Origin of the sequence: Streptomyces sp. NPDC059861, from assembly GCF_042731435.1 — a bacterium.
Taxonomy (GTDB): domain Bacteria; phylum Actinomycetota; class Actinomycetes; order Streptomycetales; family Streptomycetaceae; genus Streptomyces.
In genome coordinates this window covers 107,803-134,757 of sequence record NZ_JBHWJQ010000020.1, presented here as the reverse complement: position 1 = coordinate 134,757, position 26,955 = coordinate 107,803, and the positions used below count along the sequence as shown (strand labels likewise).

General features: G+C 72.5%; 21 protein-coding genes, 1 rRNA gene and 1 pseudogene. 18 read left to right on the top strand and 5 right to left on the bottom strand.

The features are described 5' to 3' along the window. From rrf to ACFV6X_RS19535, 3 genes and pseudogenes are all read left to right on the top strand, one after another. Nucleotides 1-106 (top strand): 5S ribosomal RNA (rrf, locus tag ACFV6X_RS19545); the annotation flags it as partial. Between the two features lie 125 nt (nucleotides 107-231). Further along, nucleotides 232-1,302: pseudogene (locus ACFV6X_RS19540) on the top strand (hypothetical protein); the annotation flags it as partial. A 150-nt stretch (nucleotides 1,303-1,452) separates the two neighbouring features. Beyond that, nucleotides 1,453-2,253 carry a hypothetical protein gene (locus ACFV6X_RS19535; protein WP_385385111.1) on the top strand — a complete coding sequence of 267 codons (801 nt, stop codon included), beginning with the start codon at nucleotides 1,453-1,455 and terminating at the stop codon, nucleotides 2,251-2,253. Between the two features lie 74 nt (nucleotides 2,254-2,327). Here the strand turns inward: ACFV6X_RS19535 and ACFV6X_RS19530 are convergent, their stop codons facing one another. Next, the gene (locus ACFV6X_RS19530; RefSeq protein ID WP_385385102.1) at nucleotides 2,328-3,614 is read right to left on the bottom strand and encodes a DUF1015 family protein; all 1,287 of its coding nucleotides are present in this window, start codon (nucleotides 3,612-3,614) and stop codon (nucleotides 2,328-2,330) included. 81 nt (nucleotides 3,615-3,695) lie between these two features. Here ACFV6X_RS19530 and ACFV6X_RS19525 point away from each other — a divergent pair, with 81 nt between their 5' ends. From ACFV6X_RS19525 to ACFV6X_RS19510, 4 genes are all read left to right on the top strand, one after another. Continuing rightward, on the top strand, nucleotides 3,696-4,724 hold the full coding sequence (locus ACFV6X_RS19525) for an HAD hydrolase-like protein (RefSeq protein WP_385385099.1): 1,029 nt from the start codon (nucleotides 3,696-3,698) through the stop codon (nucleotides 4,722-4,724). Between the two features lie 79 nt (nucleotides 4,725-4,803). Then, a complete protein-coding gene (locus ACFV6X_RS19520) occupies nucleotides 4,804-5,847 on the top strand; it encodes a FecCD family ABC transporter permease (RefSeq protein ID WP_385385096.1) in 1,044 nt (347 codons plus the stop codon). Then, nucleotides 5,844-6,890 (top strand): FecCD family ABC transporter permease, encoded by a 1,047-nt coding sequence (locus ACFV6X_RS19515; protein ID WP_385385094.1) that lies wholly within the window; start codon nucleotides 5,844-5,846, stop codon nucleotides 6,888-6,890. The genes ACFV6X_RS19520 and ACFV6X_RS19515 overlap by 4 nt, the downstream gene beginning before the upstream one ends. Beyond that, nucleotides 6,887-7,750 (top strand): ABC transporter ATP-binding protein, encoded by an 864-nt coding sequence (locus ACFV6X_RS19510; protein WP_385385091.1) that lies wholly within the window; start codon nucleotides 6,887-6,889, stop codon nucleotides 7,748-7,750. Before ACFV6X_RS19515 ends, ACFV6X_RS19510 begins: the two co-directional genes overlap by 4 nt. On the opposite strand, the gene ACFV6X_RS19505 is transcribed toward ACFV6X_RS19510, so the two are convergent. Then, nucleotides 7,734-8,081, bottom strand: coding sequence for an SCP2 sterol-binding domain-containing protein (locus ACFV6X_RS19505; RefSeq protein ID WP_385385088.1), 348 nt, complete (start codon nucleotides 8,079-8,081; stop codon nucleotides 7,734-7,736). The genes ACFV6X_RS19510 and ACFV6X_RS19505 overlap by 17 nt on opposite strands. A 42-nt stretch (nucleotides 8,082-8,123) precedes the next feature. Between ACFV6X_RS19505 and ACFV6X_RS19500 the strand changes: the two genes are divergently transcribed. From ACFV6X_RS19500 to ACFV6X_RS19480, 5 genes are all read left to right on the top strand, one after another. After that, nucleotides 8,124-8,402, top strand: a complete 279-nt coding sequence (locus ACFV6X_RS19500; RefSeq protein WP_385385086.1) for a hypothetical protein — start codon at nucleotides 8,124-8,126, stop codon at nucleotides 8,400-8,402. A 7-nt stretch (nucleotides 8,403-8,409) separates the two neighbouring features. Next, a complete protein-coding gene (locus tag ACFV6X_RS19495; protein ID WP_385385083.1) occupies nucleotides 8,410-9,225 on the top strand; it encodes a TlyA family RNA methyltransferase in 816 nt (271 codons plus the stop codon). Next, complete coding sequence (locus ACFV6X_RS19490; RefSeq protein ID WP_385385080.1) at nucleotides 9,222-10,127, top strand: NAD kinase; 906 nt, start codon at nucleotides 9,222-9,224, stop codon at nucleotides 10,125-10,127. The genes ACFV6X_RS19495 and ACFV6X_RS19490 overlap by 4 nt, the downstream gene beginning before the upstream one ends. Before the next feature lie 77 nt (nucleotides 10,128-10,204). Next, nucleotides 10,205-11,947, top strand: a complete 1,743-nt coding sequence (gene recN / locus ACFV6X_RS19485; protein WP_385385078.1) for a DNA repair protein RecN — start codon at nucleotides 10,205-10,207, stop codon at nucleotides 11,945-11,947. A gap of 255 nt (nucleotides 11,948-12,202) precedes the next feature. Continuing rightward, the gene (locus tag ACFV6X_RS19480) at nucleotides 12,203-13,339 is read left to right on the top strand and encodes a glycosyltransferase family 4 protein (protein WP_385385108.1); all 1,137 of its coding nucleotides are present in this window, start codon (nucleotides 12,203-12,205) and stop codon (nucleotides 13,337-13,339) included. 51 nt (nucleotides 13,340-13,390) lie between these two features. On the opposite strand, the gene ACFV6X_RS19475 is transcribed toward ACFV6X_RS19480, so the two are convergent. The 3 genes from ACFV6X_RS19475 to ACFV6X_RS19465 all read right to left on the bottom strand — a co-directional run bounded on the left by ACFV6X_RS19475 (nucleotide 13,391) and on the right by ACFV6X_RS19465 (nucleotide 18,490). Then, the gene (locus tag ACFV6X_RS19475; protein WP_385385076.1) at nucleotides 13,391-15,085 is read right to left on the bottom strand and encodes a PucR family transcriptional regulator; all 1,695 of its coding nucleotides are present in this window, start codon (nucleotides 15,083-15,085) and stop codon (nucleotides 13,391-13,393) included. A 122-nt stretch (nucleotides 15,086-15,207) separates the two neighbouring features. Next, a complete protein-coding gene (locus ACFV6X_RS19470; protein WP_385385073.1) occupies nucleotides 15,208-16,587 on the bottom strand; it encodes an FAD-binding oxidoreductase in 1,380 nt (459 codons plus the stop codon). A 100-nt stretch (nucleotides 16,588-16,687) separates the two neighbouring features. Then, nucleotides 16,688-18,490, bottom strand: a complete 1,803-nt coding sequence (locus ACFV6X_RS19465) for a glycoside hydrolase family 15 protein (RefSeq protein WP_385385105.1) — start codon at nucleotides 18,488-18,490, stop codon at nucleotides 16,688-16,690. Between the two features lie 504 nt (nucleotides 18,491-18,994). Between ACFV6X_RS19465 and ACFV6X_RS19460 the strand changes: the two genes are divergently transcribed. The 6 genes from ACFV6X_RS19460 to ACFV6X_RS19435 all read left to right on the top strand — a co-directional run bounded on the left by ACFV6X_RS19460 (nucleotide 18,995) and on the right by ACFV6X_RS19435 (nucleotide 26,950). After that, nucleotides 18,995-20,644, top strand: a complete 1,650-nt coding sequence (locus ACFV6X_RS19460) for a CTP synthase (protein WP_365455532.1) — start codon at nucleotides 18,995-18,997, stop codon at nucleotides 20,642-20,644. A 95-nt stretch (nucleotides 20,645-20,739) separates the two neighbouring features. Beyond that, entirely contained in the window at nucleotides 20,740-21,366 is a 627-nt protein-coding gene (locus tag ACFV6X_RS19455) for an NUDIX domain-containing protein (protein ID WP_385385070.1), read from the top strand. A 172-nt stretch (nucleotides 21,367-21,538) separates the two neighbouring features. Continuing rightward, complete coding sequence (locus ACFV6X_RS19450) at nucleotides 21,539-23,602, top strand: tetratricopeptide repeat protein (RefSeq protein WP_385385068.1); 2,064 nt, start codon at nucleotides 21,539-21,541, stop codon at nucleotides 23,600-23,602. Nucleotides 23,603-23,733: 131 nt separating this feature from the next. Continuing rightward, nucleotides 23,734-24,858: an alanine dehydrogenase gene (ald, locus tag ACFV6X_RS19445; protein WP_385385066.1), complete on the top strand. Its 1,125-nt coding sequence runs from the start codon at nucleotides 23,734-23,736 to the stop codon at nucleotides 24,856-24,858. A 359-nt stretch (nucleotides 24,859-25,217) separates the two neighbouring features. Next, nucleotides 25,218-26,396, top strand: coding sequence for a ParA family protein (locus ACFV6X_RS19440; protein WP_385385063.1), 1,179 nt, complete (start codon nucleotides 25,218-25,220; stop codon nucleotides 26,394-26,396). Beyond that, entirely contained in the window at nucleotides 26,381-26,950 is a 570-nt protein-coding gene (locus tag ACFV6X_RS19435; protein ID WP_385385060.1) for a hypothetical protein, read from the top strand. The genes ACFV6X_RS19440 and ACFV6X_RS19435 overlap by 16 nt, the downstream gene beginning before the upstream one ends. The last annotated feature ends 5 nt before the right edge of the window (nucleotides 26,951-26,955 follow it).

The following is a 26,955-nucleotide window of genomic DNA, read 5'->3' as shown; positions in this document are numbered from 1 at the left end:
TAGCGTGAGGGAAACGCCCGGTTACATTTCGAACCCGGAAGCTAAGCCTTACAGCGCCGATGGTACTGCAGGGGGGACCCTGTGGGAGAGTAGGAAGCCGCCGAACAATCTTTGGAAGGACCCCTGGTCCCAGCGTTCAGCTGGGACCAGGGGTCCTTTTTTGTTTTTACGGAGCGCGCCGGGTTGCCGGCCGCGCGAGAATGACTGCGGTACCAAAGACAGGAGTCACCGATGTCCACCAACTCTCCCGAGGACCGACCGGAGCGCGACCAGCGGCGACGGGATGGTGGGGAACGCGGCGATCGCGGCGGCTTCCGTGGTGGCCGCAGTGACCGGAGTGACCGGAGTGACCGCGGCGGCTTCCGACGTGACAACGACCGTGGTGGCTATGGCCGTCGAGACGGCGACCGTGGATCGCGGCCGACCTTCCCGCGCGACGATCGTGATCGTGGGCCGCGCCGGGACGACCGTGATGGACGGGAGGGTGGCCGGCCCGGAGGGTTCCGCCGTGACGACCGTGGCGGAGATCGCCCTGCTTTCCGCCGTGACGACCGTGGCGGAGATCGCCCTGCTTTCCGCCGTGACGACCGTGGCGGAGATCGCCCTGCCTTCCGCCGTGACGACCGCGGGGGAGATCGCCCTGCTTTCCGCCGTGACGACCGCGGGGAGCGTCGTGACGATCGGCGGGGTGACGACCGTGGTGGGTTCCGTCGTGACGATCGCCGGGATGACCGTCGTGGCGATGACCGTGGTGGGTTCCGCAGGGATGACCGGCGTGACGGCCCCCGTGGTGACGACCGTGGTGGGTTCCGCAGGGATGACCGGCGTGACGGCCCCCGTGGTGATGACCGTGGCGGATTCCGTCGTGACGATCGCCGGGACGACCGTCGTGGTGACGACCGTGGTGGGTTCCGCAGGGATGACCGGCGTGACGGCCCCCGTGGTGACGACCGCGGTGGCTTCCGCCGTGACGACCGCGGGGAGCGTCGTGACGACCGTGGTGGGTTCCGTCGCGACGACCGGCGGGACGACCGGCGGGATGATCGTCGTGGTGATGACCGTGGCGGCTTCCGGCGGGACGATCGCCGGGACGACCGTCGTGGTGACGACCGTGGCGGCTTCCGCCGCGACGACCGCCGCGATGACAGGCGGGACGACCGGCGTGACGGCGACCGGGGTGCCCATGTCCGCCGTGACGATCGCCGGGACGACCGCGACCGTGGCTTCCGGCGGGACGATCGCGGAGACCGCGGCGACCGTGGTGGCTTCGGTCGGCGGGACGACCGTGGTGAGCGGGGCGGGTTCCGGGGGCGGGACGACCGCGGTGCGCGCGGTCCCCGTCGGGACGATCGTGGAGGCCGTGACGGTGGCTTCCGTGGGCGGGACGACCGGCACGGTGCCGGCGGCCGGTTCCGCGAGGAGCGGGAGCGGGACCGTGAGCCGATCAAGCGCCTGCCGATCCCGGAGGACGTCACCGGCGACGAGATCGACAAGGACGTGCGGCAGGAGCTGCAGAGCCTGCCGAAGACGCTCGCCGAGGATGTCGCCAAGAACCTCGTCATGGTCGCGCGGCTGATCGACGAGGACCCCGAAGGGGCGTACGGCTACTCGCGGGTCGCGCTGCGGCTGGCGTCGCGCGTCGCCGCCGTGCGCGAGGCGGCCGGATTCGCGGCGTACGCGAACCAGAAGTACGCGGAGGCGCTGGCCGAGTTCCGTGCCGCGCGACGGATGACGGGCAGCGTGGAACTGTGGCCCGTCATGGCCGACTGCGAGCGTGGGCTCGGGCGGCCGGAGAAGGCGCTGGACATGGCCGGGGCGCCCGAGGTGCAGAAGCTCGACAAGGCCGGGCAGGTGGAGATGCGGCTCGTCGCGGCCGGCGCCCGGCGTGACATGGAGCAACTGGACGCGGCCATCGTGACGCTGCAGAGCCCGGAGCTGGCCTCCAGCTCCGTCCAGCCGTGGACCGCGCGACTGCGGTACGCGTACGCCGACGCGCTGCTCGCGGCCGGGCGGGACGGTGAGGCCCGGGAGTGGTTCGCCAAGGCCGTTGAGGCCGACCGGGACGGCAGCACGGACGCCTCGGACCGGCTGGCCGAACTGGACGGCGTGGAGTTCGTCGACGCCCTCGACGAGACCACGGACGACCTGGCCGAGTCCGCCGAGACAGTCGAGGTCTCCGGGGCCGCCGAGGCCGCCGAGGTCAAGGACGGCTCGGACTCGGATGAGGATGAGGACGAGGCCGACCGGGACTGACGTGTGGATGTGACAGTGGGCGGGACCTGATTCCAGGGTCCCGCCCACTTTTTCGTATGCGCGTCACCTGTGCGTCAGAGGTCCAGCGTGCGCAGCACCAGGCCCGAGGCCGGCTTGGGGCCGAACGAAGTCGACTTGCGCGGCATGGTCACACCCTGGCGGGCGAGGTCCCGCACGACGTCCTCGTGGACCGGGTGCAGCAGGACCGCCGTACCGCCCTGCCGTTCCGCCTTGCGGACCGTGGCCGCCGCGTCGTGGATGTAGGCGATGTGGGCCGGGGAGTCCTCGGGGACGTGCCAGATGTGGTCGAGCAGGGTGGCGTGCAGAATCGTGGCGTCGAGGGTGCGCCATGCCTCGGGGCGGTCGGTGGGGACCGTGCGGGCCAGCAGGTCCTGGTCGGGACGGTCGACCAGGTGGAACGTGCCGTCGCCGGCGAGCAGGAAGGCGTTGCCGTGGGACGCGGCTTCGGAGAGGGCAGTGAGGGCTTCGGGGAGCGGGGCGTCGACGCGGCGCACGCGGAAGTGGCCGTCGAGTGCGCTCAGCGCGTCGGGCACCGCGAGTCCGTGCAGGAGGCGGTGGATGGCGCGGACCCGCAGGGGGTAGCGGGCGGTGTCGACCAGGAGGACCAGGCCGTAGTCCCATGGGCTGGGCGAGGGGTGCTCGGCGCGCAGGCGGCGGTAGGTCGCCCAGCGGTGGTGGCCGTCGGCGATGAGGGCCACCTGGTGGGCGAGGCCGTCCTGGACGCGGGCCACGTCGTCGGGGTCAGTGACGGACCAGAGGCGATGGTGGTAGCCGTCCTCGGTGGTGGTGGCGAGGAGCGGGGGCTTCTCCGCGGTCCGTTCCACGACCTCGGCGCAGGCCTGGCCGTCGCCGCGGTAGGTCAGCAGCAGGGGTTCGAGGTTCGCGGAGGTGGCGCGCATCAGGTCGGCGCGGTCGGCGACGATGTGCGGCATGACGTCCTCGTGCGGCAGGACCACGCCGTCGGACGGATCCGAGACACGCAGGGCGCCGATGATGCCGCGCTGCAGCATGCCGTCGCCGTCGCGCTGTTCGTAGACGTAGAGGCCGGGCTCGGCGTCGGCGGTCAGCACGCCTTCGGTGAGCCAGTGGTGCAGGGTGTCGGCGGCCTGGGCGTTGCGCGCGGTCGGGGTGGCGGCCTCGGGGAGGATCAGCCGGACGATGTTGTGCGGGTCCGCGGATTGCAGGTGGTGCACGCCGTCGGGGCGTACGACGACGTCGTAGGGAGGGGACGTCACGGCCGCCAGGCTGCCGACCCGGTCGGGGTCGTAGCGAAGGCCTCGGAACGGGGTGAGTTCGAGGCCTCGGCGCGTCGTTGCTTCCGGGTGACCTGCTGTGTTCATCTCGGCATCGTACGTGCGCCACGTGTGTCGGTGGCATGGGGCATGATCGGGGAAAAGTCGGTGGACGAGGAGCGGTGCGGAATGAGCCAGCAGGTCAGGACCAGGCCCGAGGGCAGCGACCGGGCGCTGAGCGAGGCGTACGACACGGCGCTGCTCGACCTCGACGGGGTGGTGTACGCGGGCGGGGAGGCGATCGCGCACGCGGTCGACTCGCTCGGTACGGCCCGCGCGGGCGGCATGCACCTGGCGTACGTCACGAACAACGCGTTGCGGACGCCGGACGCCGTGGCCGCACACCTGACGGAGCTCGGGATACCGGCACAGGCCGGTGACGTCATCACCTCGGCGCAGGCGGTCGCGCGGCTGATCGCCGAGGAGGTGCCCGCGGGGGCGCGGGTGCTTGTCGTCGGCGGCGAGGGACTGCGGGTCGCGCTGCGGGAGCGGGGACTTGAGCCGGTGGAGTCCGCGGACGACGTTCCGGTGGCCGTCGTACAGGGGTACGGCGGGCCGGAGTTGCCGTGGGGGAGGTTCGCCGAGGCGTGTTATGCGATCGCGCGCGGGGTGCCATGGTTCGCGTCGAACACGGACCTGACGATTCCCAGCGCGCGGGGCATCGCGCCGGGTAACGGGGCGGCGGTGGAGGTGGTGCGGATCGCGACCGGCGCCGAGCCGCGGGTGGCGGGCAAGCCGCTGCCGCCGATGCACCGGGAGACGATCCTGCGGACGGGCGCTCAGCGGCCGCTGGTGGTGGGGGACCGGCTGGACACGGACATCGAGGGCGCGTTCAACGGCGGCGTCGATTCGCTGTTGGTGCTCACCGGCGTGACCGACGGACCGCAGTTGCTGGCGGCGCCGCCGCGGCATCGGCCGACGTATGTCGACGCGGATCTGCGGGGGATGCTCACCGGGCAGCCGGAGGTCGTCGAGGCCGGTGCGGGCTTTTGGTGCGGTGGCTGGACGGCGACGGCCGGGGAGAAGCGGCTGGAACTGGACGGCGAGGGGGAGGCCCTGGACGGGTTGCGGGCGCTGTGCGCGGCTGCCTGGACGGCGGCCGGAGATGAGGTTTGTGAGCTGGACGCGGGGAAGGCGCTGACACGGCTGGCGTTGTAGCGGCCTCGCCCGCGCCGGGTTGGGGCGCCTGAGCCAGGCAGGATCTTGATCCGATGCCAGGGTAGGCTAACCTAACTGCGTGTTGGTCGAGAGCCCCCCTGAACAGCGCGCGGACGCAGTCTCCGCGCCCCCGACCCGCCGGGCTGTACGTGCCGTCGGCCTGCTCCTCGCCGTGTTGATCATGGTGCTTGTCGCGTTGACGAGTATCGCCGTCGGCGCGAAGGAGCTGTCCCTCGGGGAGGTCTGGCACGGCCTGTTCCAGGATTCGGGGACATACGGCGACGTCGTGGTCGGCGAGCGGTTGTCCCGGACCCTGCTCGGGCTGCTCGCCGGTGCCGCGCTCGGCCTGTCCGGAGCGGTGCTCCAGGCACTCACCCGCAACCCGCTGGCCGACCCCGGACTGCTCGGCATCAACGCGGGCGCGTCCGCGGCGGTCGTCACCGCCATCACCTTCTTCGGTGTCACCAGCCTCAGCGGCTATGTATGGTTCGCGTTCTTCGGCGCGGCCGTGGTCGGCGCGCTGGTGTGGTTCCTGGGCGGCAGCCGGGGCGCGACTCCGGTACGGCTCGCGCTCGCGGGCACGGCGATCAGCGCCGCGCTCTACGGCTATCTCCAGGCCCTGATGATCCTGGACGACGCCGCGCTGGACCGGATGCGCTTCTGGACGGTCGGTTCGCTCAGCGCGGCGACGGACCACACCATCACGCAGGTGCTGCCGTTCCTGGTGGCCGGCTCGCTCCTCGCGCTCGTGCTCGCCCGCCCGCTGAACGCGATGGCCATGGGCGACGACACCGCCAAGGCCCTCGGCGCCAACCTCAACCGCACCCGGGCGCTGTCCATGCTCGCCGCCACCGTGCTGTGCGGGGCGGCGACCGCAGCCTGCGGGCCGATCGTGTTCGTCGGGCTGATGGTGCCGCACGTCGTGCGGTCCTTCACCGGGCCCGACCTGCGCTGGATCCTGCCGTACGCGGCCGTCCTGTCGCCCGTGCTGCTGCTCGGCGCCGACGTCCTCGGCCGGATCGTCGCGCGGCCCGCGGAGCTCCAGGTCGGCATCGTGACCGCGATCCTGGGCGGCCCGGTCTTCATCTTTCTCGTACGACGGCGGAGGACGGCCCAGCTGTGACCACCAAACGTGCCCACCGCGCCGTACGGACGCCGGGCGGGCTGTCCGTGCGCCTGGACGTCCGGGCCCTTGCCGTCGTCGTCCTGCTGCTGCTCGCCGCGCTGGCCGCGAGCGTGGTGCTGATCGGCACGGGCGACTTCCCGATTCCCGCGGGCGACGTGCTGAAGACGCTGGTCGGCGACGGGAACCCCGGGCAGGAGTTCATCGTCACCGAGCTGCGGCTGCCGCGGGTCCTGGTGGGGCTGCTGGTCGGCGCCTCGCTGGGGCTCGGCGGCGCCCTGTTCCAGTCCATCTCCCGCAACCCGTTGGGCAGTCCGGACGTACTCGGCCTCGGGCAGGGCGCGACGGCCGGGGCGCTCGTGGTGATCGTGCTGTTCTCCGGCAGCGCGGGCGCGGTCACCCTCGGGGCGCTCGTGGGCGGTCTCGGGACCGGGCTCGCCATCTACGCGCTGGCGTGGAAGCAGGGCGTCCACGGCTACCGGCTGGTGCTGGTCGGCATCGGTGTCTCCGCCGTCGTCACCGCCGTCAACGGCTATCTGCTGACCAAGGCCGACCTCGTCGACGCGGCCCGGGCCGTCGTCTGGATGACCGGTTCGCTCAGCGGCCGTGACTGGGCGCAGGTCTGGCCGCTGCTCGCGCTGTGCGCCGTCCTCGTACCGCTCGTCCTCGCCAACGCGCGCGGGCTGCGGATGCTGGAGATGGGCGACGACGTGTCGTACTCCCTCGGGGTGCGCGTCGAGCGGGTACGGATGCTGCTGCTGGTGGCCGCGGTGCTGCTGACCGCCGCCGCCACCGCCGCCGCCGGTCCCGTCAGCTTCGTGGCGCTCACCGCGCCGCAGCTGGCCCGCCGGCTGACCCGCTCGCCCGGCCCGAACCTGCTGCCGTCCCTGTGCATGGGCGCGGCCCTGCTGGTCACCGCCGACTGGGTCTCGCAGCGCGTCTTCGGTGCCGACCAGCTGCCCGTGGGGGTGGTCACCGGCGTGCTCGGCGGCGCCTACCTGCTGTGGCTGCTGGTCGCCGAGCGCAGGGCGGGGCGGATATGAGCACCCCCGCCCACCCGAACATCCCAAGGAGCACCGTGAACCGCCTGTCCGCCGAGAACGTCACCCTCGCCTACGACCAGCGCGTCATCGCCGAGCGGCTGTCGGTGGCGATACCCGACAACTCGTTCACCGTGATCGTCGGCCCGAACGCCTGCGGCAAGTCGACGCTGCTGCGCGCGCTGTCGCGGATGCTCAGGCCGAACGAGGGCCGGGTGCTGCTGGACGGCCAGGTCATCCAGTCGATGCCGGCCAAGAAGGTCGCCCGCACTCTCGGTCTGCTGCCCCAGTCGTCGATCGCGCCCGACGGGATCACGGTCGGCGACCTGGTGGGCCGCGGGCGGTATCCGCACCAGGGGATCCTTCGGCAGTGGTCGGCCGAGGACGAGCGGGTCGTGCGGGAGTCCATGGCGCAGACCGGCGTCGCCGAACTCGCCGATCGCTATGTCGACGAGTTGTCCGGTGGTCAGCGGCAGCGGGTGTGGATCGCGATGGCGCTGGCCCAGCAGACGCCGTTGCTGCTGCTGGACGAGCCGACGACGTTTCTGGACATCCAGCACCAGATCGATGTGCTGGACCTGTGCGCGGAGCTGCACGAGGAGCAGGGGCGGACACTCGTCGCGGTCCTGCACGATCTCAACCACGCCGCCCGGTACGCCACGCACCTCATCGCACTGCGCGGCGGTTCGGTGATCGCCCAGGGGGCGCCGGGCGACATCGTCACCGCGGATCTGGTGGAGGAGGTCTTCGGGCTTCGCTGTCAGGTCATCGACGACCCGGAGACGGGTACGCCCCTGGTGGTGCCGGCGGCGCGCAAGGCGCGTGCCGACGTCAGGAAGGTCGCGGCTACAGAAGCTTCCTGAGGCGGAACAGGTCCAGCAGACCCGCCTCCAGCTTCACCCGGCCCGAGCCCCAGGCCTTCGCGAAGTGCAGCTCGCCGTCCACGAGGGCCACCAGGTCGTCGCCGCTCAGGGCGAGCCGCAGCTCCGCCTTCTCGCGCGGCGGCCCCTGGAGCGTCTCGCGCACCTTGATCCGGCCGTCCTGGAGGCGGCCGGCGAAGGTGACGTCCAGGTCGGTGATGTGGCAGCTCACCGAGCGGTCCAGGGCGGCGGCCGCGCGGACGTCGCCCTCGGAGCCCTGGATGTTCTCCGAGAGCTGTTCGAGCGCGGCGCGGCATTCCTCGATCGTTGCCATCGCCGTCGACGGTACCGCAGGGCCACGAGGTAGCGTCGGGGCATGAACGACGCGGTTCCCCAGACGCAGGCCCCCCAGGAGGCCGCCCAGCCCGATCACGACCCCGCCGCGCCGGCCCCGCTCGGCGTGCCCCGCACCCCCACGGGCGACGCCGAGGTGGACGCCCGGCTGGAGCGGCTGGCCGACGCCGACCACCTGGCCACCGACGGACACGTCGAGGTGTACGAGGATGTACACAGGGGGCTGCGCGACGCGCTCACCGCGCTCGACGCCCGCCCGGGACCTCCGGCGCCCCCTTCGACGTACCGACAGGGGAGCTGAACCGAACGTGGCAGGAGTCGCACGCCGCCGTCTCGATGCGGAGCTGGTCCGCCGGAAGCTCGCGCGCTCGCGCGAGCACGCCAGCCAGCTGATCGCCGCCGGGCGGGTCAGCGTCGGCAAGACGGTCGCGACCAAGCCGGCCACCCAGGTGGAGACCGCGGCGGCGATCGTCGTCACGGCGCACGAGGGCGATCCCGAGTACGTCTCCCGGGGCGGGCACAAGCTCGCCGGCGCCCTGGAAATCTTCGTGCCGCAGGGGCTGGCCGTCGAGGGCCGGCGGGCGCTGGACGCGGGGGCCTCCACCGGCGGATTCACCGATGTGCTGCTGCGGGCGGGGGCCGCGGGGGTCGTCGCCGTCGACGTCGGGTACGGACAACTCGCCTGGACTCTCCGCAACGATGAACGCGTCACCGTCAAGGACCGTACAAACGTACGGGAGTTGACGCTTGAAGCGATCGATGGGGAGCCTGTGGATCTTGTGGTGGGGGATCTGTCCTTCATCCCGCTCGGGCTGGTCCTGCCCGCCCTCGTGCGCTGTGCGCGACCGGACGCCGATCTGGTGATGATGGTCAAGCCGCAGTTCGAGGTGGGCAAGGAACGGCTGGGCAGCGGGGGAGTGGTGCGGAGCCCGCAGCTGCGGGCCGAGGCCGTGTGCGGGGTGGCCGAGCGGGCCGGGGAGCTGGGGCTCGGGGTGAAGGGCGTGACGGCCAGCCCGTTGCCCGGGCCCTCGGGGAATGTCGAGTACTTTCTGTGGCTTCGGGCCGGGGCTCCCCGACTGGACCCGGCCGACGTCGACCGTGCAGTTGCGGAGGGGCCGCGTTGACAGCGAACCGAGCTCGTACTGTTTTCCTGCTCGCCCACACCGGACGGCCCGCGGCCGTGCGCAGCGCCGAGCTGGTGGTCAAGGGACTCCTGCGGTCCGGGATCGGTGTGCGGGTGCTGGAGGCGGAGGCGCCCGACCTGCCGCTGCCCGACGAGGTGCAGCTGGTCAAGGAGGCGACACCGCAGTGCCTCGACGGGTGTGAGCTGCTGATCGTGCTCGGCGGTGACGGGACGCTGTTGCGCGGGGCGGAGTTCGCGCGGGCGTCCGGGGTGCCGATGCTCGGCGTCAACCTCGGGCGGGTCGGATTCCTCGCCGAGGCCGAGCGCGACGACCTCGACAAGGTCGTCGACCGGGTGGTGACGCGGGCGTACGAGGTCGAGGAGCGGATGACGGTCGACGTCGTCGTGCACAGCAACGGCGACATCGTGCACACCGACTGGGCGCTGAACGAGGCGGCGGTGCAGAAGGCCGGCGCCGAGAAGCTGCTGGAGGTCGTCCTGGAGATCGACGGGCGGCCGGTGACCGGGTTCGGGTGCGACGGGATCGTGCTGTCGACGCCCACCGGGTCGACCGCGTACGCGTTCTCCGCGGGCGGGCCCGTGGTGTGGCCCGAGGTGGAGGCGCTGCTGATGGTGCCGATCTCCGCGCACGCGCTGTTCGCCAAGCCGCTCGTGACCTCCCCGGATTCCGTGCTGGCCGTGGAGGTCCTGCCGCACATCCCGCCGGGGGTGCTGTGGTGCGACGGCCGGCGGACGGTGGAGTTGCCGCCGGGGGCGCGTGTGGAGGTGCGGCGCGGGGCCGTGCCGGTTCGGCTGGCCCGGTTGCACCATGCCTCGTTCACGGACCGGCTCGTCGCGAAGTTCGCGTTGCCGGTTTCCGGGTGGCGGGGAGCTCCCCACTAGCGATTCGCCGTACGGCGGTGTGCACTCGCGTGAGTGACAAAGGGGACCGGCGTCGCGCCGACCCGCCCGGACCTCGTATGGTCGTGTCCGTGTTGGAGGAGATGCGGATACGGTCGCTCGGGGTCATCGACGATGCCGTCGTCGAGTTGTCGCCGGGGTTCACCGCCGTCACCGGTGAGACGGGTGCGGGCAAGACCATGGTGGTCACCAGCCTGGGGCTGTTGCTCGGTGGCAGGGCGGATCCGGCGCTCGTGCGGATCGGCGCCGACAAGGCGGTCGTGGAGGGGCGGATCACCGTGCCCGCCGACGCCACGGTCGCCGTACGCGCCGAGGAGGCCGGGGCCGAGCTCGACGACGGGGCCCTGCTGATCAGCCGTACCGTTTCCGCCGAGGGGCGGTCCCGGGCGCATGTCGGCGGGCGGTCCGTGCCCGTGGGGGTGCTGGCCGAGCTCGCCGACGAACTGGTGGCCGTGCACGGTCAGACCGACCAGCAGGGGTTGCTGAAGCTCACGCGGCAGCGGCAGGCGCTCGACCGGTACGCCGGTGAAGCGGTGGCCGGGCCGCTGGACAAGTACTCCGGGGCCTACCGGCGGCTGCGGGCGGTCTCCGCCGAGCTCGACGAGATCACCACGCGCGCGCGTGAGCGGGCCCAGGAAGCCGACATGCTGCGGTACGGGCTCGACGAGATCGCCGCCGTGGAGCCGCGGGCCGGGGAGGACGTCGAGCTGGCCGAGGAGGCCGAGCGGCTCGGGCACGCGGAGGCGCTCGCGTCCGCCGCCACGGCCGGGCACGGCGCGCTCGCCGGCAATCCCGAGGACCCCGAGGGCGTCGACGCCTCGACGCTCGTCGCGGGGGCGCACCGAGCCCTGGAGGCCGTACGGTCGCACGACCCCGCGCTGGCCGCGCTCGCCGACCGGATCGGGGAGATCGGCATCCTGCTCGGCGACGTGGCGGGCGAGCTGGCGGGGTACGCCGACGATCTGGACGCCGATCCGCTGCGGCTGGCGGCGGTCGAGGAACGGCGGGCCGTGCTGACCGCGCTGACCCGGAAGTACGGCGAGGACGTCGACACCGTGCTCGCCTGGGCCGAGCAGAGCGCGGTACGGCTCACCGAGCTCGACGGCGACGACGAGCGGATCGGGGAGCTGACCGCCGAGCGGGACGCGCTGCGGGCCGAACTGGGTGGACTGGCGCAGGCGTTGACGGACGCGCGGACGGAGGCGGCCGAGCGGTTCGCGGCGGCCGTGACCGCGGAGCTGGCGTCGCTCGCCATGCCGCACGCGCGCGTGTCGTTCGCGATCCGGCAGACCGAGGACCCGGAGGGCGTCGAGGTCGGTGGCCGTCCGGTGGCGTACGGGCCGTCGGGTGCCGACGAGGTCGAGCTGCTGCTGGCGCCCCACCCGGGTGCGCCGCCCCGGCCGATCGCCAAGGGCGCGTCCGGGGGTGAGCTGTCGCGCGTGATGCTGGCCGTGGAGGTCGTGTTCGCCGGGACGGATCCGGTGCCGACGTACCTCTTCGACGAGGTGGACGCCGGTGTGGGTGGCAAGGCCGCGGTGGAGATCGGGCGGCGGCTGGCCCGGCTGGCGAAGACCGCGCAGGTCGTCGTGGTGACGCACCTGCCGCAGGTGGCCGCGTTCGCCGACCGGCAGTTGCTGGTCGAGAAGACGAACGACGGCTCGGTGACCCGGTCCGGTGTGAAGGTGCTCGAGGGCGAGGAGCGGATCCGGGAGCTGTCCCGGATGCTGGCAGGCCAGGAGGACTCGGAGACGGCCCGGGCACACGCGGAGGAACTGCTGGCGACGGCGCGGGCGGACGGGTAGCGCGTCGCCACGCCGCGGGACGGCGGGATCACCTCGGAGGTCACTCGGGTGAGTGATGCGGAGCGGCGCGTTGCCCCGGCGTGTGGGAGCGTGTGATCTCCGGCGTTGCCGGAACGGCCGTCCGTCCTGGCATCCTTGAGCGTGTACGCGGAGGACGTCGCGCGGTACACCCCCTCCGCGGCGCCTTCTGTACGTTTCTCCGAGACCGGCGTGACCGCCGTGACCGTCCCCGCCGAACCCAGGAGCCCGGGCCACGTGACCCCCGCGAGCAGCCACTCTCCGCACGGCCGGTCGACGCTGCGCACCGTGCAGGTGCTGGGCGGAGGCAACGCCGGCAGCAGCGCGCACGTGCGCTCGCTGGCCGCGGGGCTCGTCGCACGGGGCGTGCGGGTCACGGTGTGCGCCCCCGTCGAGGCGGATCGCTCCTACGACTTCAGCGGGGCCGGCGCCGAGCACATCCACGTGCCGCGCAGCAGCGACCCGGGGTCGGTGGCGGCGCTGCGAGCCGCCTGCACGGGAGCCGACCTGGTGCACGCGCACGGACTGCACGCCTCCTTCCGGGCCGCGCTCGCCCTGGCCGGACGGCACACCCCACTGATCGTCACCTGGCACAACCACGCCCACGCCGAGGGGGCGCGCGCCGCCTTCCTGCGGATGCTGGAACGCCAGGTGGTGCGGGCGGCCGCAGTGGTGCTCGGCACCACCTCCGACCTCGTCGACCGGGCGCGGAAGGCGGGCGCGCGGGACGCACGGCTCGCCGCCGTCGCCCTGCCCGGCCGCCGCACGCCCGTCGAGACCGACGAGCCGGACCCCAGGAGCCCGAAGGTCCGCGCCGAACTCGGCGCCATCGGACGCCCTTTGCTGATGGCCGTCGGCTCCCTCGACCCCCAGCGCGGCTACGACGTGCTGCTCGACGCCGCCCGCGCCTGGCGGGGGCTCGATCCGGTGCCGCTGGTCGCCATCGCGGGGGAGGGGCCGTTGCGGGCGGTGCTGCAACGCCGGATCGAGGACGAGGAGCTGCCGGTGCGGCTCATCGGCCGGCGCGAGGACGTGCGCGAGCTGCTCGCCGCCGCCGATCTGGCGTTGCTGCCGAGCCGCACGGAGTCGCGGTCAGTGCTGGCGCAGGAGGCCCTGCACGCGCGCGTGCCGCTGGTCGCCACCTCGGTCGGCGGCGTCCCCGAACTCGTCGGTGACGCGGCCGAACTCGTCCCCGCCGGGGACGCGGCGGCCTTCGCCGACGCCGTCGTGCGGCTGCTGGACGATCCCGAGCAGCGGGAGCTGCTCCAGGAGAAGGGCCTGCGGCAGGCGGCGACCTGGCCGACCGAGGACGAGACAGTCGCCCAAGTGCTCAGTGTGTACGACGAGTTGACGCAGCCCCGGCCGCTGATCTGATCCGCGCCCCGGAACTGCCGGTTCCTGACCGCCGGCTCCGGGACCGCCGGCCTATCCGGTCGGTCCGCTCTGCCCGGTGTGCCGGCGGGCCCGCAGCGCGAGGCTCAACGCCAGCACCGTCTGCGGGTCGTCGAGGTCGGTGCCCAGCAACTCACCGATACGGGCGAGGCGGTTGTAGAGCGTCTGGCGGTTGAGGTGCAGTTCGCGGGCCGTCTCGGCCTTGCGTCCCGCGTGCGCGAGGTAGGTCTCCAGGGTCGGCAGCAGCGGCGGCCTGGCACGGCTGTCGTGGTCCCGGACCGGCCCGATCGCCCGCTCCACGAAGGCGGCCAGGTCGGGATGGTCACGCAGCCGCCACAGCAGCAGGTCGATGTCCAGGCGCCGGGCGTCGTACCAGGGCCGGTCCGTGAGCCCCTGCGCGGCGGTCGCCGTCTCCGCCGCGTGCCGCAGCCCCGCCGAGGCCGCCGCCCAGCCGCCGGCCACCCCGACGACCACCACGGGCGGCTGTGCCCCCGGACGCTGCATCCCGGCCCGCTCCACACCGGCCCGCAGCGCCGCCGCGACCCGGTCGGCGACCGCCGAGCGCTCCGACTCCGAGCGCAGGCCGAGCAGCACCAGGACGCGGCCCTCCACCGGCCGTACGCCGAGCAGGACCGGCACGCCCACCGAGGCCAGCTCCTCCGAGACCGCGCGCGCCAGCACCGCCCAGCCGCCGCCCGGGGACAGGGCGTCGCCCAGCCGCATCACCACCGGCAGCAGTGGGCTGCCGCCCGGCTTGAAGCCCAGCACACGCGCCTGGGCCGGAGCGTCCTCGGCGGCGATCCGGCTCTGGGCGAGGTCGGTCAGGAAGTCGCCGCGCCCGCGCGCGGCAAGCTCCTCCTCCTGACGGGCCTGCATCAGCACCACCGCCAGGATGCCCGCGGTCCGCTCGGCGGCGATGCGGTGCACCGGCACCAGCGGCGCGCGCACCGGCAGCAGCACCAGCCTCGCCCGCACCGAGCCCGTCCCGGAGCCGGTCCCCGCCGTCGTCCCGGTGCTCGTCCCCGGCGCCGTTCCCGGGCCGCCCCCCGGCACGTCCACCAGCACCGACCCGGCCGGCGGGGCGTCCTTGGGCTGGCCGCGCAGCCCCTCCCAGACCTGGAGCGGTTCCGCCCCCTCGGGCCCGGCCCCGGCGGCGTAGAGGAGCTGGCCGTCGGTGGTCTCCAGGAAGACCGGATTGCCGCTGAAGTCGGCCAGGATGCCCAGGACCTGCGGGACGCCGCCGCCGCCCAGCAGCGCCTCGGTGCAGCGGCGGTGCACCTCCTCGGCGCGCTGGAGCAGCGCGTAGTGCCCGTTGACGATCTCGGTGTGGATCTCCTCCGTGACGGTCACGAACGGCACCTCGCGGTGCAGTTGGACCAGCGGCAGCCCGGCCGTGCGGGCCGTCTCGACGAGCGCCGAGGGCAGCCGCGTGAAGCGCGGGCCGAGCTCGACGACCAGGGCGGCGATACCGCGCTCGGCCAGGGTGCGGACGAACGCGCGCTGCTCCGCCGGGCGGGTGCCGAGGCCGTAGCCCGTGGTCAGCAGCAGTTCGCCGCCCTTCAGCAGCGAGGCGATGTTCGGTACCTCGCCCGCGTGCACCCAGCGCACGGTCCGCTGCAGCCGCTCCGCGCCCGCGAGCACCTCGGGGAGCCCGCTGCGCAGGCCGGGCAGCTCCAGTGCCCGCTGAACGGTGATCCCGGCGCCCGTGCTGTCGAATCGGCTGTCCATGCAGCGGACGCTACCCGCGCGCACGTTCCGGCGACATCTCCGGGCGGTCATGGGAACGATCACCGGGCCGCCCACCGGATCACCGGCCGGACGCGTCCTGCCTCCGCGAGGACCGACCAGGCCTACACCGGCTTGATGTTGTGGTTGAAGCGGAAGACGTTGTCCGGGTCGAAGCGCCGTTTGACCACGCCCAGCCGCCACATGTTCCGCGGGCCGAGCCCGGCCCGTACGCGGTCCCGTCCCTCGTCGCCGACGAAGTCGGGGTGGACCGCCCCGGTGCTCCACGGCCGGACGGCGGCGCGGACGTCCCGGACCCAGGCCGTGCACCGCTCGTCGTCCGCCGGGTCCGCCCAGCTGCCGCAGGGGTGCACGACCCAGGCCGCGTCGCGGTACGGCACGGGGTGGTCGGCCGGGGCGTCCGCGACAGCGCCGCCCAGCGGGAACAGCATGTTCCGGGTGCCCGTCGCCGTCGGCAGGGAGTCCGCGAGGGCGCAGCAGACGTCCACGAAGCCGTCCGGCGCGCCGGACAGGCACTCCGCCGACCCGTGGGCGCGCAGGCCGGGCGGCTGGTCGAACAGGCGCTGGGCGTCGGCGTACGGCATCGCGACGACGGTCTGTGACGCGTGCGGCAGCGCCAGCAGCGGCTGGGCCAGCTTGCGCAGGTCCTCCTCGGGTCCCGCGTACGTCAGCAGCACGCAGCACAGCGGCCCGCCGGCGGCGAGCGACGGCGCGGCGAACCCGGCCGGCGGTCCGGACCGGCAGACGACGGCGCCACTCGCCTCCAGCGGGGCGTGGTCGATCACCTCCCGGTAGGTGCGGATCGCCTCGCGGGCGTGTTCCGGGAGGTACAGCAGCAGGGCGAGGGAGAACTCCGGCACTTCGTACAGCTTGAGCGTGAGGGCGGTGGCGACGCCGAAGTTGCCGCCGCCGCCGTGCAGGGCCCAGAACAGCTCCGGGTTCTCGTCGGCGCTCGCGTGGATCCGGTCGCCGTTCGCGGTGACCAGCTCGACGCCGAGCAGGTTGTCGGCGGCGAGGCCGCAGGAGCGCTCCAGCCAGCCGCTGCCGCCGCCCAGGACGAAGCCGGCGACGCCGGTGCCGGAGTCCCGGGCGCCCGTGGTGGCCAGACCGTACGGCTGGGTCGCCCGGTCCAGCAGGCCCGTCGTGGCGCCCCCCTCGACGCGGACCGCCTCGGAGGCGGGGTCGACGCTCACGCGCCGCATCCGGCGCAGGTCGACGACGAGACCGGAGTCGTTGGTGCCCATGCCGCCGACGCTGTGCCCGCCGCCGCGCACCGCGATGCTCAGGTCGAGGTCCCGGCCGAACCGCACCGCCCGGACCACGTCGGCGGCGTGCGCGCACCGCGCGATCACCGCGGGGCGCCGGTCGACCCTGGCGTTGAAGACGGCCCGGGCCTCGTCGTAGCCCGGGTCCCACGGGGCGAACACCTCGCCGTCGAGATCCTCTCGGAGCTCGACCAGTGCTGTGTGGGCCTTGGAGGACATGGCCGCCCCCTTCCCGGAAAGGGGTCACGTGCACTTCCAGCCTAGGCGGGCTCAGCCCTCGGGGCCGCTCCCGGCGGGCCCTGAGGGCTGCTCGGGCAGCTCAGCCGCCGTAGGCCCCCGAGGCCGTCAGCCGCAGGGCGGTGTCGATCAGCGGGACGTGGCTGAAGGCCTGCGGGAAGTTGCCGACCTGACGCTGGAGGCGGGGGTCCCACTCCTCGGCGAGCAGGCCGAGGTCGTTGCGCAGCGACAGGAGCCTCTCGAACAGCCTGCGGGCCTCGTCGACCCGGCCGATCATCGCAAGGTCGTCCGCCATCCAGAACGAGCAGGCGAGGAAGGCGCCCTCGTCACCGGGGAGACCGTCGACGCCGGCGTCCTCGCCGGAGGTCGGGTAGCGCAGGATGAAGCCGTCCGTCGTGGAGAGCTCGCGCTGGATGGCCTCGATGGTGCCGATGACCCGCTTGTCGTCCGGCGGCAGGAAGCCCATCTGCGGGATCAGCAGCAGCGACGCGTCCAGCTCCTTCGAGCCGTACGACTGTGTGAAGGTGTTGCGCTCCTTGTCGTAGCCCTTCTCGCACACGTCCCGGTGGATGTCGTCGCGCAGCTCGCGCCAGCGCTCCAGCGGGCCGTCCGCGTCGCCGGACTCCAGCAGCTTGATCGTGCGGTCGACGGCGACCCAGGCCATGACCTTGGAGTGCACGAAGTGGCGGCGCGGGCCGCGCACCTCCCAGATGCCCTCGTCCGGCTCCTGCCAGTGGTCCTCCAGGTAGCGGATCAGCTTGAGCTGGAGCAGCGAGGCGTAGTCACTGCGGGCCAGGCCGGTCATGTGGGCCAGGTGCAGGGCCTCGGTGACCTCGCCGTACACGTCGAGCTGGAGCTGGTGGGCGGCGCCGTTGCCGACCCGGACGGGGGCCGAGTTCTCGTAGCCGGGCAGCCAGTCCAGCTCCGCCTCGCCCAGCTCGCGCTCACCGGCGATGCCGTACATGATCTGCAGGTTCTCCGGGTCGCCGGCGACCGCGCGCAGCAGCCACTCGCGCCAGGCGCGGGCCTCCTCGCGGTAGCCGGTGCGCAGCAGCGAGGAGAGGGTGATCGCGGCGTCGCGGAGCCAGGTGTAGCGGTAGTCCCAGTTGCGCACGCCCCCGACCTCCTCGGGGAGCGAGGTCGTGGGCGCGGCGACGATGCCGCCCGTGGGCGCGTACGTCAGCGCCTTCAGCGTGATCAGCGAGCGGATCACCGCCTCGCGGTACGGGCCGTGGTACGTGCAGTGCTCCACCCACTCCCGCCAGAAGTCCTCCGTCGCCTCCAGCGCCTGCTCGGGCTCCGGCAGCGGCGGCGGCTCACGGTGCGAGGCCTGCCACGAGATGGTGAACGCGATCCGGTCGCCGGGCGCGACCGTGAAGTCCGCGTACGTGGTCAGCGCCTTGCCGTAGGTCTCGGCGGAGGTGTCGAACCACACGGAGTCCGGGCCCGCCACGGCGACCGTGCGGCCGTCGTACTTGTGCACCCACGGGACGATCCGGCCGTAGGAGAACCGCATTCGCAGCGCCGAACGCATCGGCACCCGGCCCGAGACTCCCTCCACGATCCGGATCAGCTGCGGGGCCCCGTCACGCGGCGGCATGAAATCGGTCACGCGGACCGTGCCGCGGGGGGTGTCCCACTCGGATTCCAGGATCAGCGAGTCACCGCGGTAGGAACGCCGGGCGGCGGTAGGCGGCTCGGCGTCGGCCGCGTGCGCCGGGCCGATCCGCCAGAAACCGTGTTCCTCCGTGCCCAGCAGACCGGCGAAGATGGCATGCGAGTCGAAGCGGGGCAGGCACAGCCAGTCGACTGTGCCGTTCCGGCAGACCAGGGCAGCGGTCTGCATGTCTCCGATGAGTGCGTAGTCTTCGATGCGCCCGGCCACGTGCAACTCCAGTCGAACGGCCACGTAGCCCCATGACGGGGCTTTCGCTATGTGCGGTCAAGGGGGTCGTTGTAATGCGTCGTCGAGCTGTGAAGTAAAACCGCCGCTGTGCCCGTAGGCAAACGACCGTCGTCGCTCAACGATCTGACGAGCTCATGTTCTTCCGGTGCTTACGGGCGGGGGTGGTGCCGTGTTGCCGGCGGGCTCGGCAGGGAGTGTCCGAGCAGGATACGACGCACGTAGATGATCTGCGTGCCGCTCCGGGCAACGTACATGCGCCGAACGAGTGAGCACAGGGTGAGAATCAGGTGAGCGGTGCGCGTACGTGGCGAGCCGTGCGCGGAGCGTGGCCGGGCGCCATCGGGTCGAGGCGCTGATACCCTGGTAGCCCGTGGACCGGTGGGCTCAAACCCCCGAACCGCAGCGACGGCACCCCCGGCGAAGCCCGGCACGGCAGCCGCACCGCACCCCCCAGACCGAGACCACGGGAGCCTCCTCTTGGCCATGACGCCCAAATCTTCGACGACCAAGCACATCTTCGTCACCGGGGGTGTCGCCTCCTCTCTCGGCAAGGGCCTGACCGCGTCCAGCCTGGGAATGCTGCTCAAGGCCCGGGGCCTGCGCGTCGTGATGCAGAAGCTCGACCCGTACATCAACGTCGACCCGGGCACGATGAACCCCTTCCAGCACGGTGAGGTGTTCGTCACCAACGACGGCGCCGAGACCGACCTGGACATCGGCCACTACGAGCGCTTCCTGGACCGCGACCTCGACGGGACCGCCAACGTCACCACCGGCCAGGTCTACTCCACGGTGATCGCCAAGGAGCGGCGCGGCGAGTACCTGGGCGACACCGTGCAGGTCATCCCGCACATCACCAACGAGATCAAGCACCGCATCCGCCGCATGGCCACCGACGACGTGGACGTCGTCATCACCGAGGTCGGCGGCACGGTCGGCGACATCGAGTCGCTGCCGTTCCTGGAGACCGTCCGCCAGGTCCGCCACGAGGTCGGCCGGGACAACGTCTTCGTGGTGCACATCTCGCTGCTGCCGTACATCGGCCCCTCCGGCGAGCTGAAGACCAAGCCCACCCAGCACTCGGTCGCCGCCCTGCGCAACATCGGTATCCAGCCGGACGCCATCGTGCTGCGCTGCGACCGCGAGGTGCCGACGGCGATCAAGCGCAAGATCTCGCTGATGTGCGACGTCGACGAGGACGCCGTCGTGGCCTGCCCCGACGCGCCGTCGATCTACGACATCCCCAAGGTCGTGCACTCCGAGGGCCTCGACGCCTACGCCGTCCGCCGCCTCGACCTGCCGTTCCGGGACGTCGACTGGACGACGTGGGACGACCTGCTCGACCGCGTCCACAACCCGGACCACGAGATCACCCTCGCGCTGGTCGGCAAGTACATCGACCTGCCCGACGCCTACCTCTCGGTCACCGAGGCGCTGCGCGCGGGCGGCTTCGCCAACAAGACCCGAGTGAAGATCAAGTGGGTCACCTCCGACGACTGCCGGACCCCGTCCGGCGCCGAGGCGCAGCTGTCCGACGTGGACGCCATCTGCATCCCGGGCGGCTTCGGCGACCGCGGTGTCTCCGGCAAGGTCGGCGCCATCCAGTACGCCCGCGAGAACCGGATCCCGCTGCTCGGCCTCTGCCTCGGCCTGCAGTGCATCGTGATCGACGCCGCGCGCAACCTGGCCGGCATCGCCGACGCCAACTCCACCGAGTTCGACCCGGCGACCGCCCACCCGGTCATCTCCACCATGGCCGAGCAGCTCGACATCGTCGCGGGCGAGGGCGACATGGGCGGCACGATGCGCCTGGGCATGTACCCGGCGAAGCTGGCCGAGGGCTCCATCGTGCGTGAGGTGTACGACGGCAAGGAGTACGTCGAGGAGCGGCACCGGCACCGCTACGAGGTGAACAACGCCTACCGCTCGGAGCTGGAGAAGAAGGCGGGCATCCTCTTCTCGGGCACCTCCCCCGACGGCAAGCTCGTCGAGTACGTGGAGTACCCGCGCGAGGTCCACCCCTACCTGGTCGCCACCCAGGCCCACCCGGAGCTGCGCTCCCGGCCGACGCGTCCGCACCCGCTGTTCGCCGGCCTCGTGAAGGCCGCGGTCGAGCGGAAGATCTCGAAGTAACACACCAGTTGTACGGTTGCCGGGGTGCGGGGCCGCGAAGGCGAGCACCCCGGCGTGGCTCCCGCACGTCGGTGGCACGTCGGGAAGGACAGGGCATGACGATCAAGGACACCCACGAGGAGTGGGAGATCAGGGCGACCCAGACCCCCTTCGTGGGCAACAAGACCTCGGTCCGCACGGACGACGTGGTCATGCCCGACGGCACGGTCGTGCGCCGCGACTACCAGGTCCACCCCGGCTCCGTCGCGATCCTCGCCCTGGACGACGCCGGCCGGGTGCTGGTGCTGCGCCAGTACCGCCACCCCGTGCGCCAGAAGCTGTGGGAGATCCCGGCGGGCCTGCTCGACGTGCCCGGCGAGAACCCGCTGCACGCCGCCCAGCGCGAGCTGTACGAGGAGGCGCACGTCAAGGCCGAGGACTGGCGGGTGCTGGCCGACGTCTACACCACGCCCGGCGGCTGCGACGAGGCCGTGCGCATCTTCCTCGCCCGCGAACTGTCCGAGGCGCAGGGCGAGCGCTTCGTGGCGGAGGACGAGGAGATCGACCTGGAGCTGGCGCGGGTCCCGGTCGAGGAGCTGGTCCGGGGTGTCCTGGCCGGCGAGCTCCACAACAACTGCCTGGTCGTGGGCGTCCTTTCGCTGGTCGCCGCGGAGCGCGGCGACGGGCTCGACGCGCTGCGTCCGGCGGAGGCGCCGTGGCCGGCGCGCCCCTTCCAGGCCTGAGCCGCCGCATGCCGCACCCGATGCCCTCCGGTGTGACGATCGCCTGATCCGATCGGGGGACGTCCCCGCCGTGCTCCACCGGGTTCGTCGCAGAGCGTGAACTAGGCTCGGGAACGCCCGAACCGGAGTCCCGGCGGGCTTTTGCGCGTGCGGTGGGACGGGAGTGTGGCCCGTGACGGATCAGGCGGTGGACCGAGACGGCGTGCAGGTGTCGGGCACGTCTGCGCAGAGCCAGTTCCTGGGCCGCACACGGGAGTTGAAGGAGCTGCGGGCCGACATCGAGCGTGCCGGACTGGACACCCTCTCCGGCCGCAAGGCCCCCCGCGCGCGCGTGCTGCTGATCGCGGGCCGGCCCGGCTCCGGCCGCACCGCCCTCGCCGAGGAACTGGTCCGGCAGGTCGCGGCCCGTTACCCCGACGGCGTGCTGCGCGCCCGGCTCAGCGAACCCGACGGCACCGCCGTGCCGACGGCCCGCACCGCGGGGGACCTGCTCACCGCCCTGGACCTGCCGACCCCGCCCGGCGCCGCCGACGACGACCTCGCGGCGGCGCTCCGTGAGGCCCTGACCGGCCGCCGGGTGCTGCTCGTGCTGGACGACGCGGCCGACGCCGAGCAGGTCGACGCCCTGCTGCCGGACACCCCGGACTGCCTGGTCGTGGCCGTCGCCCGGGGCCCCCTGACCGGCATCTCCGACGTCCGCCCGTGCACCCTCGGCGGCCTCGACACCAAGTCCGCCGTCGAACTGCTGTCCCGGCACATCGGCTCCGTCCGGATCACCGTCGACCCGCGGGCGGCGGAGGGGCTGGTCGAGGCGTGCCAGGCCCAGCCCGCCGCGTTGATCCTGGCCGGTGGCTGGCTCGCCGCCCGGCCCCAGGCGGCCGTCGCCGACCTCACCAAGCAGCTGCATGGCGAGGGCGACGACGGCACGCCCCTCAGCCGGGTCTTCCGGCTCGTGCACTCCTCGCTGCCGGGCAGCGCCGCCCGCATCCTGCGTCTGCTGTCGCTGGCCCCCGCCGGCCGTATCGACCAGCACACGGCGTCCGCGCTCGCCGGCTGCTCGGTCAGCGGCGCCCGGCACACCCTGGACGACTTCGCCGGCTTCGGCCTGCTGCGCAGGATCGACTCGCCGCTGCCGGAGTACGAGGTGCCCGGGTGCCTGCACCCGCTGCTGCGCGCCGTCACCGAGACGGACGACCGCCCCGCCGAGCTCCAGCTGGCCCGCGCGCGGATGCTGGAGCGGACGGTACGGCTGCTGCAGTCCTGCCGGGCGATCACCGAGACGGACAACCCGCAGGCCCGCGACAAGCTGGCCGGCACCCCGCGTGCCCTGCGCTTCCCCACTCCGCGGGCGGCCGCGGAGTGGCTGCGCCTGCGCCGGCCGGCACTGCTCGCCTCGGCCCGGCTCGCCGTCGCCGACGGGGAGCTGGACACGCTGGCGCGGCGGCTGATGTCCCAGCTGGTGCGGGCGATGGTGGCCCATTTCGGGATGCAGGCCGCGGCTCCCGACCTGTACGGCATCCACCGGCTGGTGCTCGACGTGGCCGAGCGCCGGGACCTGCCCCGGGAGCAGGCGGCGGCGCTGCTGAATCTGGGCGATCTGGACGCCAGGACCGGCCGGACGGCCGACGCGCTGGTCCGGTACCGGGCCGCGCTGGACGCCGGACGCCGGGCGAACGATCCGTACGCGACGGGTCGCGCGATGGAATCCGTAGGGGGCGCGCACCAGGAACTCGGTGATCACGACCGGGCCGCCGACTGGTTCGGCCGGGCCCTGGCCGAACGCCTGGCCCGAGGGGAGCGCGAGGAGGCCGCCCGGCTGTACGGCCGGATCGCGACGGCGCACACCTACGCGGGCCGCTACGGCGAGGCGCAGCGCAACTGGAAGGCGGCCATCGCCGGATACCGCAAGCTGGGCGATGTGGCCGCCCACGCCCGTGCGTTGAGCGAGCTCGCACGGGTCCAGGAGTACGCGGGGCGGCCCGAGGAGTCGCTGCGTACCTGCCAGGAGGCGGTCGAGTGGGCACGGCGCGCGGAGGACGCGCGGCTGCAGGCCGCGCTGCACCTGAGGCTGGCCGACACCCTGGAGCGTCTGGGCGATCCCGCGGCCGCCCTGCTGCACCGCAGCGCCGCCGAGCGCATGCTGGGGAAGGAGATCCAGGAGGGCGAAACGCCAGATCCAGCCATGGAACACCCCGCTAACGCCTGCGAAATCCGTAGTCCATCCGTAGAAGATTGATGCAATGAAAGGCTAGACAGCGGGAACACCTTCATTAGACTGGCTCTGCCGCACGTTCTCCTGCGGTGTCTCCCGGTGTGCCCTGAACATCCGGGTATGTCGAGCAAAACACCCCCTCTGAGCCAAGGACCGTGATCGACGTGAAGGTCGGCATCCCCCGCGAGGTCAAGAACAACGAGTTCCGGGTGGCCATCACCCCCGCCGGCGTGCACGAGCTGGTGCGCCACGGCCACCAGGTCATCATCGAGCGCAGCGCCGGTCTCGGCTCCTCGATCACGGACGCCGAGTACGTGACCGCCGGGGCGCAGATCCTGGAGACGGCCGACGAGGTGTGGGCCTCCGCCGACCTGCTGCTGAAGGTCAAGGAGCCCATCGCCGAGGAGTACCACCGGCTCCGCAAGGACCAGACGCTCTTCACCTACCTGCACCTGGCCGCGTCCAAGGAGTGCACGGACGCGCTGCTGGAGTCCGGCACCACCGCCATCGCCTACGAGACGGTCGAGCTGCCGAGCCGCGCGCTGCCGCTGCTCGCCCCGATGTCCGAGGTCGCGGGCCGTCTCGCCCCGCAGGTCGGCGCCTACCACCTGATGCGCGCGGCCGGCGGCCGCGGTGTGCTGCCCGGCGGCGTCCCCGGTGTGACCCCCGCCAAGGCCGTCGTCATCGGCGGCGGTGTCTCCGGCTGGAACGCCACCCAGATCGCCGTCGGCATGGGCTTCGAGGTGACCCTGCTGGACCGCGACATCAACAAGCTGCGCGAGGCCGACCGGATCTTCGGCACCAAGGTCAAGGCCATCATGTCCAACTCCTTCGAGCTGGAGAAGGCCGTCCTCGACGCCGACCTCGTCATCGGCGCGGTGCTCATCCCCGGCGCCAAGGCCCCGAAGCTCGTCACCAACGAGCTCGTCTCCAGGATGAAGCCGGGAAGTGTCCTTGTCGACATCGCGATCGACCAGGGCGGCTGCTTCGAGGACTCGCGTCCGACCACGCACGCCGAGCCGACCTTCCCGGTCCACCAGTCGGTCTTCTACTGCGTCGCCAACATGCCGGGCGCGGTGCCGAACACCTCCACCAACGCCCTCACCAACGCCACGCTCCCGTACATCGTGGAGCTGGCCAACCGTGGCTGGGTCGAGGCGCTGCGCCGTGACGCCGCGCTGGCCAAGGGCCTCAACACGCATGACGGCAAGGTTGTTTACCGCGAGGTCGCCGAGGCGCACGGGCTGGACCACGTGGAGCTGGAGGCGCTGCTCGGCTGATCGCCGGGCCCAAGTCAGCACAAGCGAAAAGGCGATACGTCAACACGGTTCGTCAACCGTCAGCACCCGGCCGGACCTTGCCCGACAAGGTCCGGCCGGGTGTGTGTATGGTCACTTTGCGACTCTCGGTCAACTCGCCTCGAACGTAACCCTTGAGCCGATTCGTACACCGGTGAAACCTGCCGTGCGACGGCCGTACGCCCTTGACAGAGGGATGTTTCATTGCCGACACATCCTGCCGGGTCCGGCGGATTGTGTTGCTGCGGACCGCCGACACGCCATAGAGTCGCCAACCGTCGGCATGGTGCCACGCTGACCTGTCTAGAAGTTTCCTGGTCACCAAGGAGGTAAGACGACTTGTGAATGAGTCGACATTTTCTCCCGGGGGTGGTCAACCAGGAAGCCCTGCGCGGGGCCAGGCTCCCGCGGGGTTCGAGGCTGTCGGCTCCGTCGCGGTGCGCACCTTCGCAGCCCACCAGAGTCACCAGACGTCAGGCGTGACTCGTTCAGCACACCAGAGCATGGATGGCCATCACGTGAACGCCATGGCCGGCGACGGAAGTGGCGCGCCCCACAACCACTTCGCCGACTACGACGAACTGCCCGAGGGGCACTTCTACGACCCCGACGCCGAGTACGAGCCCGACCCCGAGTACGCGGCCACGCTCGCGCCCGACGCTGCCCGCCAGCGCCGCGAGCGCGTCGGCCCGACCGGTCGCCCGCTGCCGTACTTCCCGATCCCGGGACCGTTGACCGATCACGGCCCCGCGAAGATCATCGCGATGTGCAACCAGAAGGGCGGCGTGGGCAAGACGACGTCGACCATCAACCTGGGTGCCGCGCTCGCGGAGTACGGGCGCCGGGTGCTGCTCGTCGACTTCGACCCGCAGGGCGCGCTGTCGGTCGGCCTCGGCGTCAACCCGATGGAACTCGACCTCACCGTCTACAACCTGCTCATGGAGCGGGGCATGGCGGCCGACGAGGTGCTGCTGAAGACGGCGGTCCCCAACATGGACCTGCTGCCCAGCAACATCGACCTGTCGGCGGCCGAGGTGCAGCTCGTCTCCGAGGTGGCCCGCGAGTCGACGCTCCAGCGCGCCCTGAAGCCGCTGCTGCCCGACTACGACTACATCGTGATCGACTGTCAGCCCTCGCTCGGCCTGCTCACGGTGAACGCCCTGACGGCCGCTCACAAGGTGATCGTGCCGCTGGAGTGCGAGTTCTTCGCCCTGCGCGGTGTGGCGCTGCTGACCGAGACCATCGAGAAGGTCCAGGAGCGGCTCAACCCGGAGCTGGAGCTCGACGGGATCCTCGCCACGATGTACGACTCGCGCACGGTGCACAGCCGCGAGGTGCTCGCGCGGGTCGTCGAGGCATTCGACGACCACGTCTACCACACGGTCATCGGGCGGACGGTCCGCTTCCCGGAGACCACGGTCGCGGGCGAGCCGATCACCACCTACGCGTCCAACTCCGTCGGTGCCGCCGCCTATCGCCAGCTCGCCAGGGAGGTGCTCGCCCGGTGTCACGCCGAGTGAGTCTGCCGGGGGCCGACGAACTGTTCCGAACGACAGGGGGAATGGCGCTCCAGGCATCCACTCCCCGGCGCAACGCCAACGGTGAGGCCCGGGTGCCGCCCCCCGCGGGGGAGGGCGACGCGACGGCCGGCACGGAGGACGCGCCGCAGGCGGTGCCCGCACAGGGCGGCGACGGGGACGGCGCGGAGCATGTCGCGGCCGACGCGGAGCCGGCCGACGCCGAGTCACGCAGCCGGGGCGCGGAGCGCTCCTCGCGGCGCCAGGGGCAGGCGGCGGCGCAGGAAGGTTCTGCCGCGTCCGCGCCCCGCAACAAGCGCGGCCGGGCGGCCGCACGGCGGCCCAGCGGGCGTGAGCGGCACGACGAGAAGATCACGGTGTACGTGTCCGCCGAGGAGCTGATGGATTTGGAGCACGCGCGCCTCGTGCTCCGGGGCGAGCACGGGCTCGCCGTCGACCGGGGGCGAATCGTGCGCGAGGCGGTCGCCGTGGTGCTGGCCGACCTGGAGACCCGCGGGGACGCCAGCATCCTCGTACGACGGCTTCGTGGGCGGTAGCGGTA

Coding starts and splice junctions, on each gene's coding strand:
- ACFV6X_RS19530 (WP_385385102.1), bottom strand. CDS start 3,614: ATGAACACAGCAGGTCACCCGGAAGCAACGACGCGCCGAGGCCTCGAA.
- ACFV6X_RS19525 (WP_385385099.1), top strand. CDS start 3,696: ATGAGCCAGCAGGTCAGGACCAGGCCCGAGGGCAGCGACCGGGCGCTG.
- ACFV6X_RS19510 (WP_385385091.1), top strand. CDS start 6,887: ATGAGCACCCCCGCCCACCCGAACATCCCAAGGAGCACCGTGAACCGC.
- ACFV6X_RS19505 (WP_385385088.1), bottom strand. CDS start 8,081: ATGGCAACGATCGAGGAATGCCGCGCCGCGCTCGAACAGCTCTCGGAG.
- ACFV6X_RS19500 (WP_385385086.1), top strand. CDS start 8,124: ATGAACGACGCGGTTCCCCAGACGCAGGCCCCCCAGGAGGCCGCCCAG.
- recN (WP_385385078.1), top strand. CDS start 10,205: ATGGTCGTGTCCGTGTTGGAGGAGATGCGGATACGGTCGCTCGGGGTC.
- ACFV6X_RS19475 (WP_385385076.1), bottom strand. CDS start 15,085: ATGGACAGCCGATTCGACAGCACGGGCGCCGGGATCACCGTTCAGCGG.
- ACFV6X_RS19470 (WP_385385073.1), bottom strand. CDS start 16,587: ATGTCCTCCAAGGCCCACACAGCACTGGTCGAGCTCCGAGAGGATCTC.
- ACFV6X_RS19460 (WP_365455532.1), top strand. CDS start 18,995: ATGACGCCCAAATCTTCGACGACCAAGCACATCTTCGTCACCGGGGGT.
- ACFV6X_RS19455 (WP_385385070.1), top strand. CDS start 20,740: ATGACGATCAAGGACACCCACGAGGAGTGGGAGATCAGGGCGACCCAG.